This is a genomic window from Pseudomonas cyclaminis (assembly GCF_015163715.1).
GTDB classification, from domain to species: Bacteria; Pseudomonadota; Gammaproteobacteria; order Pseudomonadales; family Pseudomonadaceae; genus Aquipseudomonas; species Aquipseudomonas cyclaminis.
In genome coordinates, this window is the sequence record NZ_JADDUM010000221.1 from 1 (window position 1) to 15,623 (window position 15,623).

At 63.1% G+C, this 15,623-nt stretch carries 9 protein-coding genes and 4 pseudogenes; 7 read left to right on the plus strand and 6 right to left on the minus strand.

From position 1 onward, the window contains the following. The first annotated feature begins 322 nt into the window (after positions 1-322). The 5 genes and pseudogenes from IQK56_RS24700 to IQK56_RS24720 all read left to right on the plus strand — a co-directional run bounded on the left by IQK56_RS24700 (position 323) and on the right by IQK56_RS24720 (position 5,619). On the plus strand, positions 323-1,297 hold the full coding sequence (locus tag IQK56_RS24700; RefSeq protein ID WP_122307568.1) for an ABC transporter substrate-binding protein: 975 nt from the start codon (positions 323-325) through the stop codon (positions 1,295-1,297). Positions 1,298-1,308: 11 nt separating this feature from the next. Beyond that, positions 1,309-2,652 carry an LLM class flavin-dependent oxidoreductase gene (locus IQK56_RS24705; RefSeq protein WP_193864300.1) on the plus strand — a complete coding sequence of 448 codons (1,344 nt, stop codon included), beginning with the start codon at positions 1,309-1,311 and terminating at the stop codon, positions 2,650-2,652. Then, positions 2,649-3,332 carry a peroxiredoxin-like family protein gene (locus IQK56_RS24710; protein WP_193864299.1) on the plus strand — a complete coding sequence of 228 codons (684 nt, stop codon included), beginning with the start codon at positions 2,649-2,651 and terminating at the stop codon, positions 3,330-3,332. Before IQK56_RS24705 ends, IQK56_RS24710 begins: the two co-directional genes overlap by 4 nt. Before the next feature lie 174 nt (positions 3,333-3,506). After that, positions 3,507-4,675: pseudogene (locus IQK56_RS24715) on the plus strand (acyl-CoA dehydrogenase family protein). Then, positions 4,672-5,619, plus strand: a complete 948-nt coding sequence (locus IQK56_RS24720) for a D-isomer specific 2-hydroxyacid dehydrogenase family protein (RefSeq protein ID WP_193862110.1) — start codon at positions 4,672-4,674, stop codon at positions 5,617-5,619. The pseudogene IQK56_RS24715 and the gene IQK56_RS24720 overlap by 4 nt, the downstream one beginning before the upstream one ends. 206 nt (positions 5,620-5,825) lie before the next feature. Here IQK56_RS24720 and IQK56_RS24725 read toward each other — a convergent pair whose 3' ends face one another. The 5 genes and pseudogenes from IQK56_RS24725 to IQK56_RS24745 all read right to left on the minus strand — a co-directional run bounded on the left by IQK56_RS24725 (position 5,826) and on the right by IQK56_RS24745 (position 12,277). Further along, positions 5,826-6,623: an energy transducer TonB gene (locus IQK56_RS24725; RefSeq protein ID WP_193862109.1), complete on the minus strand. Its 798-nt coding sequence runs from the start codon at positions 6,621-6,623 to the stop codon at positions 5,826-5,828. Beyond that, positions 6,620-7,065 (minus strand): annotated as a pseudogene (gene tolR, locus IQK56_RS24730) (protein TolR). The gene IQK56_RS24725 and the pseudogene tolR overlap by 4 nt, the downstream one beginning before the upstream one ends. Before the next feature lie 14 nt (positions 7,066-7,079). Then, on the minus strand, positions 7,080-7,772 hold the full coding sequence (tolQ, locus tag IQK56_RS24735) for a protein TolQ (protein ID WP_032889400.1): 693 nt from the start codon (positions 7,770-7,772) through the stop codon (positions 7,080-7,082). A gap of 46 nt (positions 7,773-7,818) precedes the next feature. Beyond that, positions 7,819-9,683, minus strand: a pseudogene (locus IQK56_RS24740) (phytase). Between the two features lie 81 nt (positions 9,684-9,764). Further along, positions 9,765-12,277 (minus strand): annotated as a pseudogene (locus tag IQK56_RS24745) (TonB-dependent receptor). A 415-nt stretch (positions 12,278-12,692) separates the two neighbouring features. On the opposite strand from IQK56_RS24745, the gene IQK56_RS24750 reads away from it, so the two are divergent. Next, positions 12,693-13,607: a GGDEF domain-containing protein gene (locus IQK56_RS24750; RefSeq protein WP_193862106.1), complete on the plus strand. Its 915-nt coding sequence runs from the start codon at positions 12,693-12,695 to the stop codon at positions 13,605-13,607. 1 nt (position 13,608) lies between these two features. Beyond that, the gene (locus IQK56_RS24755) at positions 13,609-14,646 is read left to right on the plus strand and encodes an AraC family transcriptional regulator (protein ID WP_193862105.1); all 1,038 of its coding nucleotides are present in this window, start codon (positions 13,609-13,611) and stop codon (positions 14,644-14,646) included. Here the strand turns inward: IQK56_RS24755 and IQK56_RS24760 are convergent. After that, positions 14,633-15,514 (minus strand): LysR family transcriptional regulator, encoded by an 882-nt coding sequence (locus IQK56_RS24760; RefSeq protein WP_122307592.1) that lies wholly within the window; start codon positions 15,512-15,514, stop codon positions 14,633-14,635. The two genes, IQK56_RS24755 and IQK56_RS24760, sit on opposite strands and share 14 nt — an antisense overlap. Positions 15,515-15,623 lie beyond the last annotated feature (109 nt).

The window sequence follows — 15,623 nt, forward strand, 5'->3', positions numbered from 1 at the left end:
AGCACAGATCTCTGTGGAGGCTGCCCCCGATTGCGGCGTGTCAGTCAGTCCATCTGATATTGACACACCGTTATCGGGGGCAAGCCCCCTCCCACATGGACCGTATCTACCTTGGGCAATCTGCGGCGTATTCTGGCAGGCCGAAATCAAATGCAATTAGAGAATAATCAATCAATACATAATCAGTTATTTTAATAATTAACATATAACCAAAAAGACTTTCACAGCAGGTTTTTATGGGAATAACGTGAAGTCCTCACCGACCCCTTCTCCAGGCGGAGGTAACCGAACCCTTTCACGATCCGCCTGGAGCCCGCATCCCATGGTCTTTCCCACCCCCTTCAAACACCTGCTCCTGGGCACCGCCCTGGCCCTTGGCCTGGCAACCAGCGCCCACGCCGCCGACCTGCAACCGCTGCGGGTCGCCAATCAAAAATCGACGATCAAGGCCCTGCTCGAAGCCTCCGGCGAAACCAAGAATGTGCCCTACACCATCCAGTGGTCGGAGTTCCCGTCCGCCTCGCCCCTGGGCGAAGCCCTGAATGCCGGCGCGGTGGATATCGGGGCCTTGGGCGACGCGCCTTATGTGTTCGCGCTGGGTGCCGGGGCGTCGCTCAAAGTGGTCAGCATCATCCACGCCGAAGGGCGCAACACCACCGCGCTGCTGGTGCCCAAAGACTCGCCGATCAAGACGGCAGCCGACCTCAAGGGCAAGAAAATCGTCACCGGGCGCGGTTCCATCGGGCATTACCTGGCGATCAAGGCATTGGCGACTGCCGGGCTGACCAGCCAGGATGTGCAGTTCATCTTCCTGCTGCCTGCCGAATCGCGCCTGGTGCTGGATAACGGCACCGCTGACGCCTGGGCGACCTGGGACCCTTACACCACCGTGGTTACCTCCCAAAGCCAGGCGCGCATCATCGCCAGCGGCAACACGTTGTTGAGCAACCACCTGTATCTCGCGGCTACCAGCCAGGCCATCGCCGACAAGCGCACACAACTCGACGACTTTGTCGCCCGTGTCGACCGCGCCTACGCCTGGGCCAATACGCACCCCAACGAATACGCCGCCGCCCAGACCAAAATCACCGGCCTGCCACTGGCCGTGCATGTGGCCGTGGCCAAGGAAACCCGCCTGAGCCCGGTGTTGATCGATGACAGCGTGATCAGTGGCCTGCAAGCCACCGCCGACACCTATCAAAAAGAAGGCCTGCTGACCAAACACATCGACGTGTCCCAGGGTTTCGACAAGAGCTTTAACGCCAAGCGTGCACCCAACAACCAAGCCTCGCGCTGAAGGAGCAGAACATGAGCAAGCCACGTCATTTGAAACTGGGAGCAATGGTCCACGGTGTCGGTCACGGCTGGGGCGAATGGCGCCACCCGCAGGCCCTACCGAATGCCAGTACCGATTTCGGCTTCTACAAGCAGCAGACTGAACTGGCCGAAGCCGCCAAATTCGACTTCGTGTTCATCGCCGACAGCCTGCATATCCACGCCAAATCCAGCCCCCATTACCTCAACCGTTTCGAGCCTTTGACGATCCTTTCAGCCCTCGCGGCCCTGACCACCCATATCGGCCTGGTCGCCACCGTGACCGTCAGCTACACCGAGCCCTACCAAGTGGCGCGTCAGTTCGCGTCCCTGGACCATATCAGCGGCGGTCGCGCCGGCTGGAACGTGGTCACCTCGTGGCTGAGCGGCACCGCCGACAACTTCGGCAAGGCCGAGCATCCGCCGCATGCCGTGCGTTACCGCATCGCCAAGGAACACCTGAACGTGGTCAAGGGCCTGTGGGATTCCTGGGAGGACGATGCCTTTGCCTACAACAAGCAAAGCGGCGAGTTTTTCACCCCGGACAAGCTGCATGCGCTGAACCACAAGGGTGAGTTTTTCTCGGTCAAGGGGCCGCTCAACATTGCGCGTTCACGCCAGGGCCAGCCGGCGATTTTCCAGGCCGGTACCTCGGAAGACGGGCGTAACTTCGCCGCCGAACATTCCGATGCGATCTTTGTGCATGTGGAAAGCATCGAAGAAGGCCTGGCCTACTCCCAGGACCTCAAACGCCGGGCCAAAGGCTTTGGCCGCGATGCCGACAGCCTGTCGATCCTGCCGGGCATCCGCCCGATTGTCGGCCGCGATGCCGCCGAAGTGGAAAGCCGCTACCAGCAAGCCGTGGACCTGGTCACCGTGGAAGACGCCATCGTCGCCCTCGGCCGCCCGTTCAACGACCACGATTTCAGTAAATACCCGCTGGACGAACCCTTCCCGGAACTCGGCGACCTGGGTTCCAACAGCCAGAAAGGCGGCTCCGACCGCATCAAGCAACTGGCCAGGGAAGAAGGCCTGACCCTGCGCGAAGTGGCCCTGCGCTTCTCGCGGCCCAAGCGTGATTTTGTCGGCACCCCGGAGCAGGTCGCCGATGCGATCCAGACCTGGTTCGAGACCGGCGCCAGCGATGGTTTCATCGTCAACTCGGTGCTGCCGGATGGCTTGCAGTTCTTCACCGAACTGGTGGTGCCGGTGCTGCAACAGCGCGGTCTGTTCCGCACCGAGTACAGCGGCCACACCCTGCGCGACAACCTGGGCCTGGACGTGCCGGCCAACCGTTATAGCGTCGAGGTGGAAGAACCGCAGGAGGCGCTGGCATGAGCGAATCCCTCAATCACCAGTTAGCGGCGCTGCACGCCGAACGTGTCGCAACCTGGGCACCGGCGGCGTTGCAGGTCAATATCGACCAGCGCCAGCGCCTGGTGGATCAAGCGCGGGTAGACGACTACGTGCAGGTGGGCGATGAGCTGGACCCGTTTACCCTGCTTAACGTGGACGGCGGCGAACTCAACCGCGAGTTGCTGTTGGCGGACGGCCCGGCGGTGCTGATCTTCTTCCGCTTTGCCGGCTGCCCGGCGTGCAACATCGCCCTGCCCTATTACGAGCGCCAACTCTATCCACGCCTGCGTGAACTGGGTGTGCCGCTGGTGGCGGTCAGCCCGCAAGTGCCGGAGCGCCTGGTGGAGATCAAGACCCGCCATAACCTGCAACTGTTGGTGGCCAGCGATCCGGACAACAACCTCGGGCGGCGCCTGGGGATTCTCTACAGCTTCGATGAAGCCTCGCGCAACGCCGCATTGGCCAAGGGCAGCGGCATCGGCGAAACCACCGGCACCGGGACCTGGGAACTGCCACAACCGACGGTGGTGGTGATTGCCCGCGATGGCAGCGTAGCGTTCGTGGAAGTCAGCCCGGATTGGTTGGTGCGTACCGAAGCCGAGCCGGTGTTGCAGGTAGTGGAGCGCTTGCTGGGCGAGCCGCCTGTACGCATCGCCATCTGACTCACGCCAACCCCACATGGAAGCGGTTTTTTGTGGTGAGCGGGCTTGTCGAATCGTCGCACGCCCCGCGCCGGGCTGCGAAGCAGCCCCATTGGATCTGCAGTGAACCTGCCGGGGGACAAGCCCCCCTCACCACAGCAAGCCCCCTCCCACTTTTTGACCGAGTACACTCCTATGACCCAACCGTCTCTACGCTCCGTGGAAGTCGCCAACTTCGAAGCCCTGCTCGAACGCCTCACCACCGAGCTGGCCAGCACTGCGCCGCAGTACGACGACAGCGGCGCCTTCCCCCACGCCAACTTCCAGCTATTGCAGGAACATGGCCTGGTCGCCCTCACCGTGCCCAAGGCCCTGGGCGGCGGCGGTGCCAGCCTGCCCCAGGCGCGCAGGGCGATCAGTGCGATTGCCAAGGGCGAGCCGTCCACCGCGCTGATCCTGGTGATGCAATACCTGCAACACACACGCCTGCAAGACAGCAAAACCTGGCCCCCGCATCTGCGCGTGAAAGTCGCCGAAGACGCGGTGCGCAACGGCGCGCTGATCAACGCCCTGCGCGTCGAGCCCGACCTCGGCACCCCGGCCCGTGGCGGCCTGCCGGCGACCACCGCCGTGCGCACGCCGAAGGCTGGCGCATCAGCGGGCGCAAGCTCTACTCCACCGGCAGCCACGGCCTGAGCTGGTTCAGCGTGTGGGCGCGCAGTGATGACGCCGACCCGCTGGTGGGCGCATGGCTGGTGCCCAAGGACAGCCCCGGCGTGACCATTATCGACACCTGGGATCACCTGGGCATGCGCGCCACCTGCAGCCACGAAGTGGTACTCGACAACGTACTGGTGCCGCTGGACCACGCCGTCAGTGTCAGCCCCTGGAGCGCACCGCAGCCGGAGCTGGACGCCGAAGGATTCCTGTGGATGGCGGTGCTGCTGTCGTCGGTGTACGACGCCGTGGCGCAGGCCGCACGGGACTGGCTGGTGAACTGGCTGCAAGAACGCCAGCCATCCAACCTCGGCGCGGCGTTGTCGACCTTGCCGCGCTTCCAGGAAACCGTCGGGCATATCGACACCCTGCTGTTTGCCAACCGCAGCCTGCTCGACGCCGCTGCCGACGGCCACACCCCGGCGGCCAATGCCGCACAGTTGAAGTACCTGGTCACCAACAACGCCATCCGTGCGGTAGAGCTGGCCATCGAAGCCTCGGGCAACCCCGGCCTGTCACGCCACAGCCCGCTGCAACGGCATTACCGCGACGTGCTGTGCAGCCGCGTCCACACCCCGCAGAACGACGCCGTGCTGCAAGGCGTCGGCAGGGCCGTCTTCGCCCAACGCCAGAAGGAACGCACATGACTCAGGTGATTATCGCCAGCCAACTGGGCGAAGATTTCAATCAAGTGATCCGTGAGCGCCTGGCGCCGCTGCACCCCGAAGCACAGGTGATCGATGTGCCCATCGGCGTCCCCAGCGACCTGCCGCCCCACGCGAACATCCTGCTGCTGCGCCCGATCAACGTGCGCGGCTACACCGCCCCGGACACCCCGCCCCCGGGCTGGCCGTACGGCGCGAAATGGGTGCACCTGGTGTCGTCGGGGATCGATTTCTACCCGCAGTGGCTGTTCAACGGCCCGCCGGTGACGACCTCCCGTGGCAGCGCCGCCGACAACCTCGCCGAGTTCGCCCTGGCGGCCATCTTTGCCGCGTCCAAGCACTTGCCGGATATCTGGGTTAAGGACTCGCAGTGGAATTTCACCCCGCTGCGCCCACTCAAGGGCACCACCCTGGGCATCCTCGGCTTTGGTGCGATTGGCGAAAGCCTGGCGCAAAAGGCCCACGCTCTGGGGATCAACGTGGTGGCGTTGCGTCAAAGCCCGACGCCATTCGGGATCGACGGGGTCGAGGCGGCAAGGGACATCCACGACCTGTTCGCCCGCGCCGACCATCTGGTACTGGCGGCCCCGCTGACGGACGCCACGCGCCATATCATCGACCGCGATGTGCTGGGCAGTGCCAAACCTGGGCTGCATTTGATCAACATTGCGCGTGGTGGCTTGCTTGATCAGGAGGCACTGCTGGAAGCGCTGGAAAACGGGCAGATCGGCCTGGCATCACTGGACGTGACCGAACCGGAACCGTTGCCGGATGGGCACCCGTTGTACAGCCATCCACGGGTGAGGTTGTCGCCGCATACGTCGGCGATTTCGACCAATAGCCGCAATGAAATTGCCGATACGTTTCTGGCGAATCTGGAGCGGTACATTTCAGGCACAGAACTGGCAAATCTCGCTAACGCCTGACGCAGTTCAAAAATGTGGGAGGGGGCTACACCCCGATGGCAGTGGGGGTCTACACAATTCTCAAAGGCTTGTACATAACACTGTGGTGAGCGGGCTTGTTGTGGTGAGCGGGCTTGCCCCGCTCACCACAACAAGCCCCATCACCCTAACAAGCCTGTTCACCACAAAAGCCCGCTCACCACAACCGCAGCATTGCCACCCCGGTGTTATTTGATGCGGTAGTGGAAGGTGTTGCGCACCGCCGGCACGGCAACCGCCTTGCCATCAACGATTCTCGGCTGATAGCGGAAAGTGTTCGCCGCTGCCAGTGACGGCCGCATGAACAACGGGTGGCAGCCGTCCAGCACCTTGGGATTTTCCACGCGGCCCTGGGTGTTGACGCTGTACTCCAGGGTGCAATCGCCTTCGATGTTCTTATCCAGGGCGCGCTCGGGGTAGTCCGGCGCTTCTTTGCTCAGGGGCTGGTATTGGCGGCTGTCAAAAGCCGGCGCCGCTGCTGGGGTGGGTGTTGCGACGCGGGGTTTTTCGGCGGCCTGGCGCTCCTGGGCCACGCGTTGCTGTTCCAGCTCGCGGTTGCGTTGTTCGGTCGCCAGGCGTTCCTGTTGTTGCTCGACCTTCTTTTCTTCGACACGTTTACGCGCCAAGGCGGCTTTCTCCAGCTTTCTTGCCTGGATTTGTGGGTCCACCGCAGGCTTAGCCGGCACCGGGACCACTACCGGCTCTGACGGCGCGGATGCAACGGCCACCGGTTCTGGTTCTGGTTCCGACACCGACACCGACACCGGCGCAGGCGCAGGCGCAGGCGGCAGCATGACCAACTGCGTGTGCATCACCCGAGGCGCCTCCACCAGGGGTTTTTCCGTCGACCAACCCCCCATCAACGCCGCCAGCACGCCCACATGCAGCGCCACCGCTGCGCTGGCGGCGAAGCTGTTGCGCCACACGCCGGACGTATCCCTGGGTTTCATCGCAAGCAGTGGACTGTGCATGATCATCGCCGTCATTGCGGGGCCTCGGTCACCAGCCCCAGGTTGCTCACACCGCCTTTCTGCAACACCGCCATGGCAGCGACCACACTGCCGTAGCCGGCGTTATCGTCGGCGCGGATATACACCTGGGTGTCACTGCGCGCCGCCACCACCTGCATGACCTTGGCGCCCATTTCGTCCAGGCTCACGGCGCTGTCGGTCTGGTGGCGGGTGTCGAGTTCACCGCCGAGGTTCCAGTAGTAACCGCCGTCGGCTTTTACCGACAGCGTCAGGATCTGCTGGCGGGTATCGGTGGCCAGCGCCTCGGCGCGACCTTGGGCAGGTCGATCTTCACGCCCTGGGTCAGCATCGGCGCGGTGACCATAAAGATCACCAGCAGCACCAGCATCACGTCGATATACGGCACCACGTTCATTTCGGCCTTGGGCCCGTGTTTGCGTTGCGGCCTGACTAACATCGGAATGTTCCTGTTCAGGCGGCCACGGCCAGGTTGATCGGCGCACCGCGCAGGGTGCGATGCAGGCGCACTTGCAGCTCGTTGCCGAAGGCGTAGTAGCGGGTCAGCAAGGTCTGGCCGCGTGCGGCGAAGCGGTTGTAGGCGATCACCGCCGGGATGGCTGCAAACAGGCCGATGGCCGTGGCGATCAGCGCTTCGGCAATGCCCGGCGCCACCGTCGACAGCGTGGCCTGTTGCACCTGGGACAACCCGATAAAGGAATTCATGATTCCCCACACGGTGCCAAACAAACCGATGTACGGGCTGACCGAACCCACGGTCGCGAGAAACTGCAGGCCCTTTTCCAGCTCGATTTCCTGCTCGGTGATCGCCACCTGCAAGGCACGCTCAACCCCTTCGAGCACCGCCGGGTCATGGCTGTGCAGGTGCTGGTATTCCTGGACGCCGGCGATAAAGATCGGCGCAATCCCGCCCTCGCCCGCCTGCACGGTTTCGCGGTACAGCGGTTGCAAGTCGGAGGCTGCGCGAAAGCGCTGCACAAAGCCGTTCAACTGGCGCTCCAGGCGGCGCAGGACGCTGCCGCGCTGGATGATCAGGTACCAACTGAGCAGCGACGCCAGCAGCAAGGTGATCATGACCGCCTTGACCAACAGGCTGGCGTCACTGATAAGGCCCCAGATCGTCATATGTTCCATCGTCGCGTGCATGGTGATGTCCTATTCGATTAAAAAGTGATGACCGGGTGATGACGGCTCACGGCAATTTCAGCGCACGGGTCACGTCGGCCCATGGCACGAATTTGAAGTTCTGGGTTTGCTCGGGCATGCGCTTGCGCCCGTCCTGCACCACCAGCATGCCTTGGCTCCAAGGCCCGCCGAGGTTGATCGCGGTGACTTCCAGTCCATCGGTTTCAGAGGCACCGTCAATACCGGCGGCGGCATTCAGACCGACGCGAAACCCGCCGTGAATGGCGAATGGCGGCTCGGCATCCACCACCAGGTAGCTGTCGTTGCCTTGGCTGGAGATCACCAGGTAGTCGTGTTTGTCGCTCTGGTACAGCGCCAGGCCTTCGACATCCGCATGCAGTTGCGGGCCGACCTTGATCACGCTGGTGAGCGTGGCCGGTTGGTCGGCGCGGGCGTCCACCGCCCAGACGCCCACGTCTTCCTCACCAATAAACAGGCGCTGGCGCTGGTCGTCGGCCACGCAGCCTTCCGGTTGGCTGTCGACCTTGAACTGGCGCACCAGCTCGCCCTGCACGTGGCCGTCCGGGGCGCTGAGAAGGTATTGCAGGAAGGTGCCGTCCTTGCCGTTGGCGATGGCATAGATCTCGCCGCTGGCGGGCTGGTACAGGCAGATGCCGTAGATTTCCTTGAGCGGCGTGGGCACTTCACCGGCCTCGCGCAACTCGCCGCTCTGGCGGTCGATGCTGAACAGGCTGAGGCTGTTGTGATCTCGATTGCTGGCGACGGCGAGGTCGACCGTCTGCGCACCCAGTTTGAAGTTGGGGCGCACATCGACGTTGTTCAGGCGCCGACCGCCAGCTCCTGCAACAGCTTGCCGTCGAGGTCGTAAGCCAGCAGGCCCTGTTTTTTATTGGTGCCGAGCACGCGGCTTTTCGACGGTTGCGCGGGGTGAATCCAGATCGCCGGATCATCCGCCGCATCGCCCTGGCGGCCGACGGGGTCGGTTTGGCGCACGGCGGCGACTTGCGGCAGCACCGGCTCGACTGCTGCCGGCTTGGCCTGCCAGTTGAGTTTGCCCTGGTAGAGCTTGCCGCTGTCGTCGTCGCGTACCAGCAGTTGCTGGCCGTTGACGCTCAATTGCTCCGGTTCTTTGAGGCCCGCCAAGCTCAGGCCTGGCTGTTCAACCCAGCGTTGCCCCATGCGCTGGAACAGGTGCAGTTGCGCAGTCTTCGGATCCAGCGCCACCACACCACCGGGCATCAGGGCGATGGCCCCTGCTTCACGCTTCGGATCGTCGAACACGGCCACCGGCGCGCGCTTCACGTCTGCTTCCGGGTGCGCCGGGTAGGCCCACCAGCCGACGTTTTCTTCGTTCACCACCAACTGATTGGAGGCGTCATCGACCTGGCAGAACTGCGCCGACGGCGGTAACGGCATGCCGCGCACGCGCTGGGGTTCGGCCACCAGTGTCGAGCCATTGCCCACCAGCCATTGCTCGCCCTTGCCCTCTTCGCCTACCAGAAACACAAACAGGTTGGCCGCCGAATCGCGGTACAGGCACAGGCCGTTCACCGGGTAATCGCGGGGCGGCAAGTACAGCGGCTTGCCCCAGGTCTTGCTGGCGGCATCGAGGTTGATCAGCAGCGCTTGTTGCCGATCATTGTCGAGGCTGGCGACCAGGATTTGGGCACCGACAGCGCGGGTATCGAGGCTGCTGAAGTGGCCTTTGAAGCGGGTCAGTTCAGTGCCTGTGGCGTCGAGCAATTGCAAGCCGTCGCGGGTGCTGGCGGCCAGGCGTTCGGCGCCAGAGGGCAGGAAGGCCACGGCTTCGGCGTTCAGGCTGGGTGCCCAAGGGGTCAGTGCCAGGTCGGCAGCGGATACATTGCCGCTGGTGATCAGGGCGATCAGCAAGTACAGCTTGGAAATTCTCATGAACAAGCAAATCCTTCGAAAACAGTGGAGATCCAATGTGGGAGGGGGCTTGACCCTCCCACATTTGGAAAGTGGTTGGATTCAAAAGTGGGTAAAGGTCAGGCCCACTTTGTAGGTCGGGCCGTACTCTTCGTACTGGCCGTTGTAGCTGCGGTGGCCGGTGTAGACGAAGTAAGACTCGTCCGTGAGGTTCTGGGCCTCGAAGCTGACTTGCAGGTTCTTGGTCAGCGAGTAACGCGCACTGAAGTCGACGAAGGTCTGCGCATCCACGTGCAGGTCGTGGGCTTTGTCGTTGATCGAGGCCAACTCATACAGGTAGGCCGACTTGTAGTTGGCCGACAGGCGCAGGCTGAGCTTGTCGTCTTCCCAGCCGAGCATCAGGTTGCCGACGGTGTCCGACTGATTGGGCAGGCTGATGTTGCGTTTGCGATTCGTGCCACTGGCGGCGTCGAAGCCTTCGATATCCGCACTGGAACGGCTGAAGGTGCTGTTGGCACCGATCAGCAGACCGTTCCACGGCGCGGGCAGCCAGTCGAATTTCTGCGAATAGGCCAGTTCCAGGCCGTAGAGCTTGGCGCTGTCGCCGTTGGCGTAGGTGTGGGCCTCGGAGAAGTTGGTCCAGGCGCCGGTGCCGGCCACGTCGGTGTTGTAGACGAAGTTCTTGATGTCTTTGTAGAACACGAACGCCGACACGGTGCCGGCGCGGCCCATGAAGTGCTCGATGCCCAGGTCCAGGTTGCTCGACTCCAGGGGCTTGAGGTCCGGGTTGCCGAAGGTGGCTTCGTCATCGTCAATCACAAAGCCCGGTGCCAGTTGGCCGAAGGTCGGGCGCACCACGGATTTGGTCCACGCCGCACGCACCTGGGTGTTCTTGTCGATCTGGTAACGCGCATGCAGGCCCGGCAACCAGTGGTGGTACTGGCGCTTGGTCTCGGTGGCAGTGAACACGCCATCGGTGTCGCCGGTGCCCTTGGCTTCGAACTCGGTGCCCTCGTAGCGCAGCCCGGCGATAAAGCGCCAGTCGTCGATATCGATGGTGTTCATCAGGTAGCCGGCGTTGATGTCTTCGCGAATGGTGAAGTCGTTGACCCTGGATTCGGTCTCGTCATAGAAGTCCGCCGCGTTGAGGCTGCCGATCAACTGCTTGATGCCGCTGGCGCTGATGCCGGGGCCGTAGTTACCGAGGCGATAGTCGACGCTGCCCTTCTGGAACTGGGTCAGGTTGAGCTGGTCGGCGGTGTAGCCAAGGGTGTCGAAGTCCTTGTAGACCCAGGCCTCCAGGTCGTTGTCCTTGTTACGGCGGCTGACCTTGCCGCCGAATTTGACCTGGGACGCGTAGCCGCTCAGGTCGTAGTCGCGGGCCAGATCCAGGCGCAGGTTTTTCTCGGTGTCCTTGGTGTTCTGTTTTTCCCAGTCGACCTTGTCGAGGGTGAAGTTGCTGGCGTCATAGAAGCCGGCACCGATGATCGGGCGTGGCTTGTCCTTGTCGTAGAAACCGCTGTTGGCAAAGTCGCCGCCGTCGAACGTGGCGCGGCGATATGCGCCGGGCTGTCCTCGCTGGATTGGCTGTAGCCGGCCTGGCCGCTGAGGGTCCACAGGCCGAGCATGCGCTCGCCGCCGAACACGTAGGACTGGATTTCCTGGGTTTCCTCCCGGTTCTTGAGCTTGCGCTTGGCTTCGGCGTCGCCCAATTCACCGGCGGCCTGGGGGTCGGCAAATTCGAGGCTGGTGGAGTTGCGGGTCTCGGTGTCCTTGTAGCGGCTGTAGAGGGTGCGCAGGTAGTAGCTGCTCAGATCATCGGGTTTGTAGTCGAAGTTCAGGCCACCGCCGGCGCGTTCGCGGCTGATGTCGTAGTCGCGCTGTTCGAATTCGTTGAGTTTGGCGCCGTCGGTGAAGTCCCAGGCGCCGCCGGTTTCGACGTTGTCCGAGCCGAAGTCGCGCTTCTGCCAGCTCAGGGCCGCAGCGACGCCGAAGTTGTCGATGCCATCGCCAAGGCTGAAGCGGTTGCTCGCGGCACCGGAAAATTTGGGGCTGGTCTGGCGGGTGTTCTTGTCGTAGCTGGCTTCGGTGCTGCCGGTGTAGAACAGGCCTTTGTGGTCGAAGGCCGACAGGCTTTGCACATCGACGGTGCCGCCGAGGGAGTTGGCGTCCATGTCCGGGGTGAGCGTCTTGATCACCGACAGCGATTGCACCAGTTCCGACGGCAATACATCGAGGGCTACGGCGCGGCGTGCGCTTTCCGGGGCGGGCACCAGGGTGCCGTTGATGGTCACGCTGTTGAGGTCCGGACCAAGGCCACGCACGCTGACAAAACGGCCTTCACCCTGGTCGCGCTCGACGCTGATACCGGGCAAACGCTGTACCGCTTCGGCGACGTTTTCATCCGGCAACTGGGCCACACCGTCGGCATGCACCACGCTCTTGATGCTGTCAGAGCTGCGCTGCTCTTTGAGGGCCTGATCGATGGCGGCGGCCTGGCCGACCACTTCGACGTGCTCGGTGGTGGTGGCCTCGGCGGCACTCAACCGTTCGCTGGCAATCGCCAGGGCCAAGGCGGTGAGCGTGAAGCTGACGAGCCCGGTGCGCTTGTACATGAAATCCTCCCCAAGAATCCGTTGGCGCCAGGCAAGCGGCCCGGCAACTGGGAGGGCAAGCTAGGGGTGGGGGATGACGGTTCTGTGACAGGGGTTGGTGTGGAGGGCTGTAAATCAGGGGTTTCACCGGGTTCTCGACCTGGAATGAGCTGAAATGACCTGTGGAGTTCAAATGTGGGAGGGGGCTTGCTGTGGTGAGCGGGCTTGCCCCGCGCTGGTCTGCGAAGCAGACCCAGAGGATCCTAAGTGAACCCGTCGGGGGACAAGCCCCCTCACCACAGCAAGCCCCCTCCCACATTGATGGTTTTCATTGTCTGTGAGGTGAGCTGATTCGACCCTCCTCGACCGTCACGCAACCGTCATATCCATCTGCTGTGCTGGCGCCCATCGCTCATTCGCCCAAGGACCCGCGGCCATGTTTTCCGTGCTCAAACCTCATCGTTGGAAACTCGCCCTGTTGCTCATTGCCGCCAACGCCGGGCTGATCCTGCACCTGGCCTGCGGCGAGCTCAAAAGCGTCAGCGAGTGGGTGTGGCTGGACATCATCGGCGAAGGCGGTTCCGCCCTGCTCGCCCTGGTGTGGCTGGGCCTGGTGCTCAAAAGCCGCCCCGCCGGGCGCGTCACCAATTACCTGGCGTTGGGGCTGTCGTGCATCTTTTTCTCGTGGTGGATCGACAGCCTTGACGAATTTATCCGCCTGCCCGACAGCATCACCTGGGACCACTGGCTCGAATCCGGGCCGATGCCGGTAGGCATGATCCTGCTGACCATCGGCATCTACCATTGGCACCGCGAACAGCTGGCAATCAGCGCGCAGATGGAAAAACGCGAGCGGCTGTTCCGCGAACATCGCCTGTTCGACAAGCTCACGCCCCTGGCCGGTGCCGATTACCTCAAGCGCCAACTCGCCGACAGCCTGCAGGACAGCCGCGAACAGCAGCAACCGCTGTCGTTGCTGGTGTTGGACCTGGATCACTTCGCCGCCATCAACCAGGCCTATGGGCATGCAGAGGGCGACGCGGTGCTCCAGGCCCTCAGCCATCTGTTGTTGCTCAACCTGCGTCGTCAGGACTTGCTCTGTCGACTGGCCGGCGACCGCTTTGTGGTGCTGCTGCCCAATACCGGCGAACGCCAGGCCAAGGAACTAGCCCTGGAATTGCAGCACGCCGTGCGTGGCCTCGCCCACAAGACCCGGCAACAGGGCGAACGCCTGCAATTGTGCGCGACGACGGCGGTGGTGATGGCCCTCGACGAGCCGCCCCAGGACCTGCTCAAGCATCTGAACCTGGCGCTGGCCAGGGCCAAGCAGCCTCTCGCGAAAAGCGCCTGAGATGGCGGTAAAAACCAACTGGTATGAGGCCGACAGCCGCTTCATCCCAGGGCATAACCAACCCGCCACGCTGATCGACCTGGCCCTGTCCCGTGACATCGACAGCCACCGTTTGCTGCGCGGCACCGGGCTGTTCCACGAGGATATCCTGGCCGGCACGGCGCGCTTGAGCCCGCAGCAATTCCTGGCGCTGATCGGTAACAGTCGCAAATTGCTGGATGCCGATGACAGCAGTTTCCTGTTCGGCCAGCGTTTGCTGCCCGGCTATTACGGCGCGGCCAGCCATGCCTTGGGCCATGCCCAGAATCTGCATCAGGCGCTGGAGATCCTGATCCAGCAACAGGTGCTGCTCAGCCCCTTGGTCACCCTGCAATTGGAGCTGGATGAGCACCACGCCTACCTGTATTGGCTGGACAGTTGCGGGGCCGGCGAGCAGTGGCGGTTTTTGCTGGAGGCGAGCATGACCTCGCTGGTTGCCATGAGCCAATGGCTCAGCGGCGAGCGCTTGCCATGGGTGTGCAGTTTCAGCCATGCCGAACCGCGGTATGTCGAACAGTATTGGGTGCACCTGGGCGAAGACACGCGCTTCGAGCGCCCACTGGACATGATGTGCATCCCCCGCGAACACCTCACACGCGCCTGGCCGGGGGCTTCGGTCACCGCCGGCCAGGTTGCGCGCCGACAGGCCCGGGAACAGATCGAACTACTGGGATTTTCCGGCAGTTTTCTCGATTGCCTCTACGACTACCTGCGCGAGCAGGTGCGTCAGCCGCCGAGCCTGGAACAGGCGGCCCAGGCCTTTGCCATGAGCCCGGCGACCCTCAAGCGCAAGCTGCACAAACACGACACTGGCTTTCAGCAGCAAGTGGACCGGGTGCGCAAGCAGGTGGCGCTGCACCTGTACCAGGTCAAGGGCTACAGCAATGATGAAGTGGCGGCGTACCTGAATTTCAATGATGCGGCGAACTTTCGGCGCTCATTCAAGCGCTGGACCGGCAGTACGCCGAGCCTGATCCGCCAACTGTTCAACAGCCGCTAGCCAGGCGCTCGCGCAGGAACTCCACCAGCGCCTGCACCGGCCGTGAGCTTTGCCGATGCTGGGGATACACCGCCGACAGGGTCAGGGCTTCGGGGGCGAAGTCGTCGAGAATTGTGACCAGGCGACCGTCCTTCAAGGCGTCGCCGACGATAAAGGTCGGCAAGTAGGTGACGCCCAGGCCGGCAACGGCGGTGTCGCGTAACAGTTCACCGTTATTGACCCGCATGCGGCCGCTGACGTTCAGCGCCTGCACCTTGCCCTTGAAACGCCATTGCACCTGGCGGCCGTGGCCATAAGGCAGGCAGTCGTGTTGGGCCAGGTCATCGGGTTGCACGGGGGTGCCGCGCAGGGCCAGGTAGTCGGGGCTGGCGCAATACACCCGCTGGATGCTGGCGATACGGCGGGCGATCAGGGTGGAATCTTCCAGGGTGCCGATACGCAGCACCAGGTCGTAGCCTTCACCGATCAGGTCGACGGGGCGGTCGCTGAGGTCGACTTCCACCGATACTTGGGGATGGCGCTGCAAAAACAACGGCAACAGGCAACCCAGGTGAGCCATGGCAAATGACAACGGCGCGCTGAGGCGAATGGTGCCACGTGGTTCGCTGTTCTGGCCGGCGATGCCCTGCTCCACTTGCTCGACTTCACCGAGCAGGCGCAAGGCGGATTCGTAGTAGCTCTGGCCGAGCGGCGTGACATCCAGCCGGCGCGTGGAGCGGTTGAGCAGACGCACGCCGAGGCGATCTTCCAGCTGGATCAGGCGGCGGCTGACGAACTGCTTGGACAGGCCCAGCTGTTCGGCGGCGGCAGTGAAGCTGCCGGATTCCATGACCTGGCAGAACAGGCGCATGTCTTCGAAGGGGTTCATTGTCGCTTCTCGGTGGACGATGGGCTGATTTATAACTGGATGGTCGCAACACCACAAATCAAATGTGGGAGGGGGCTTGCCCCCGATAGCGGTGGATCAGTGACAGATA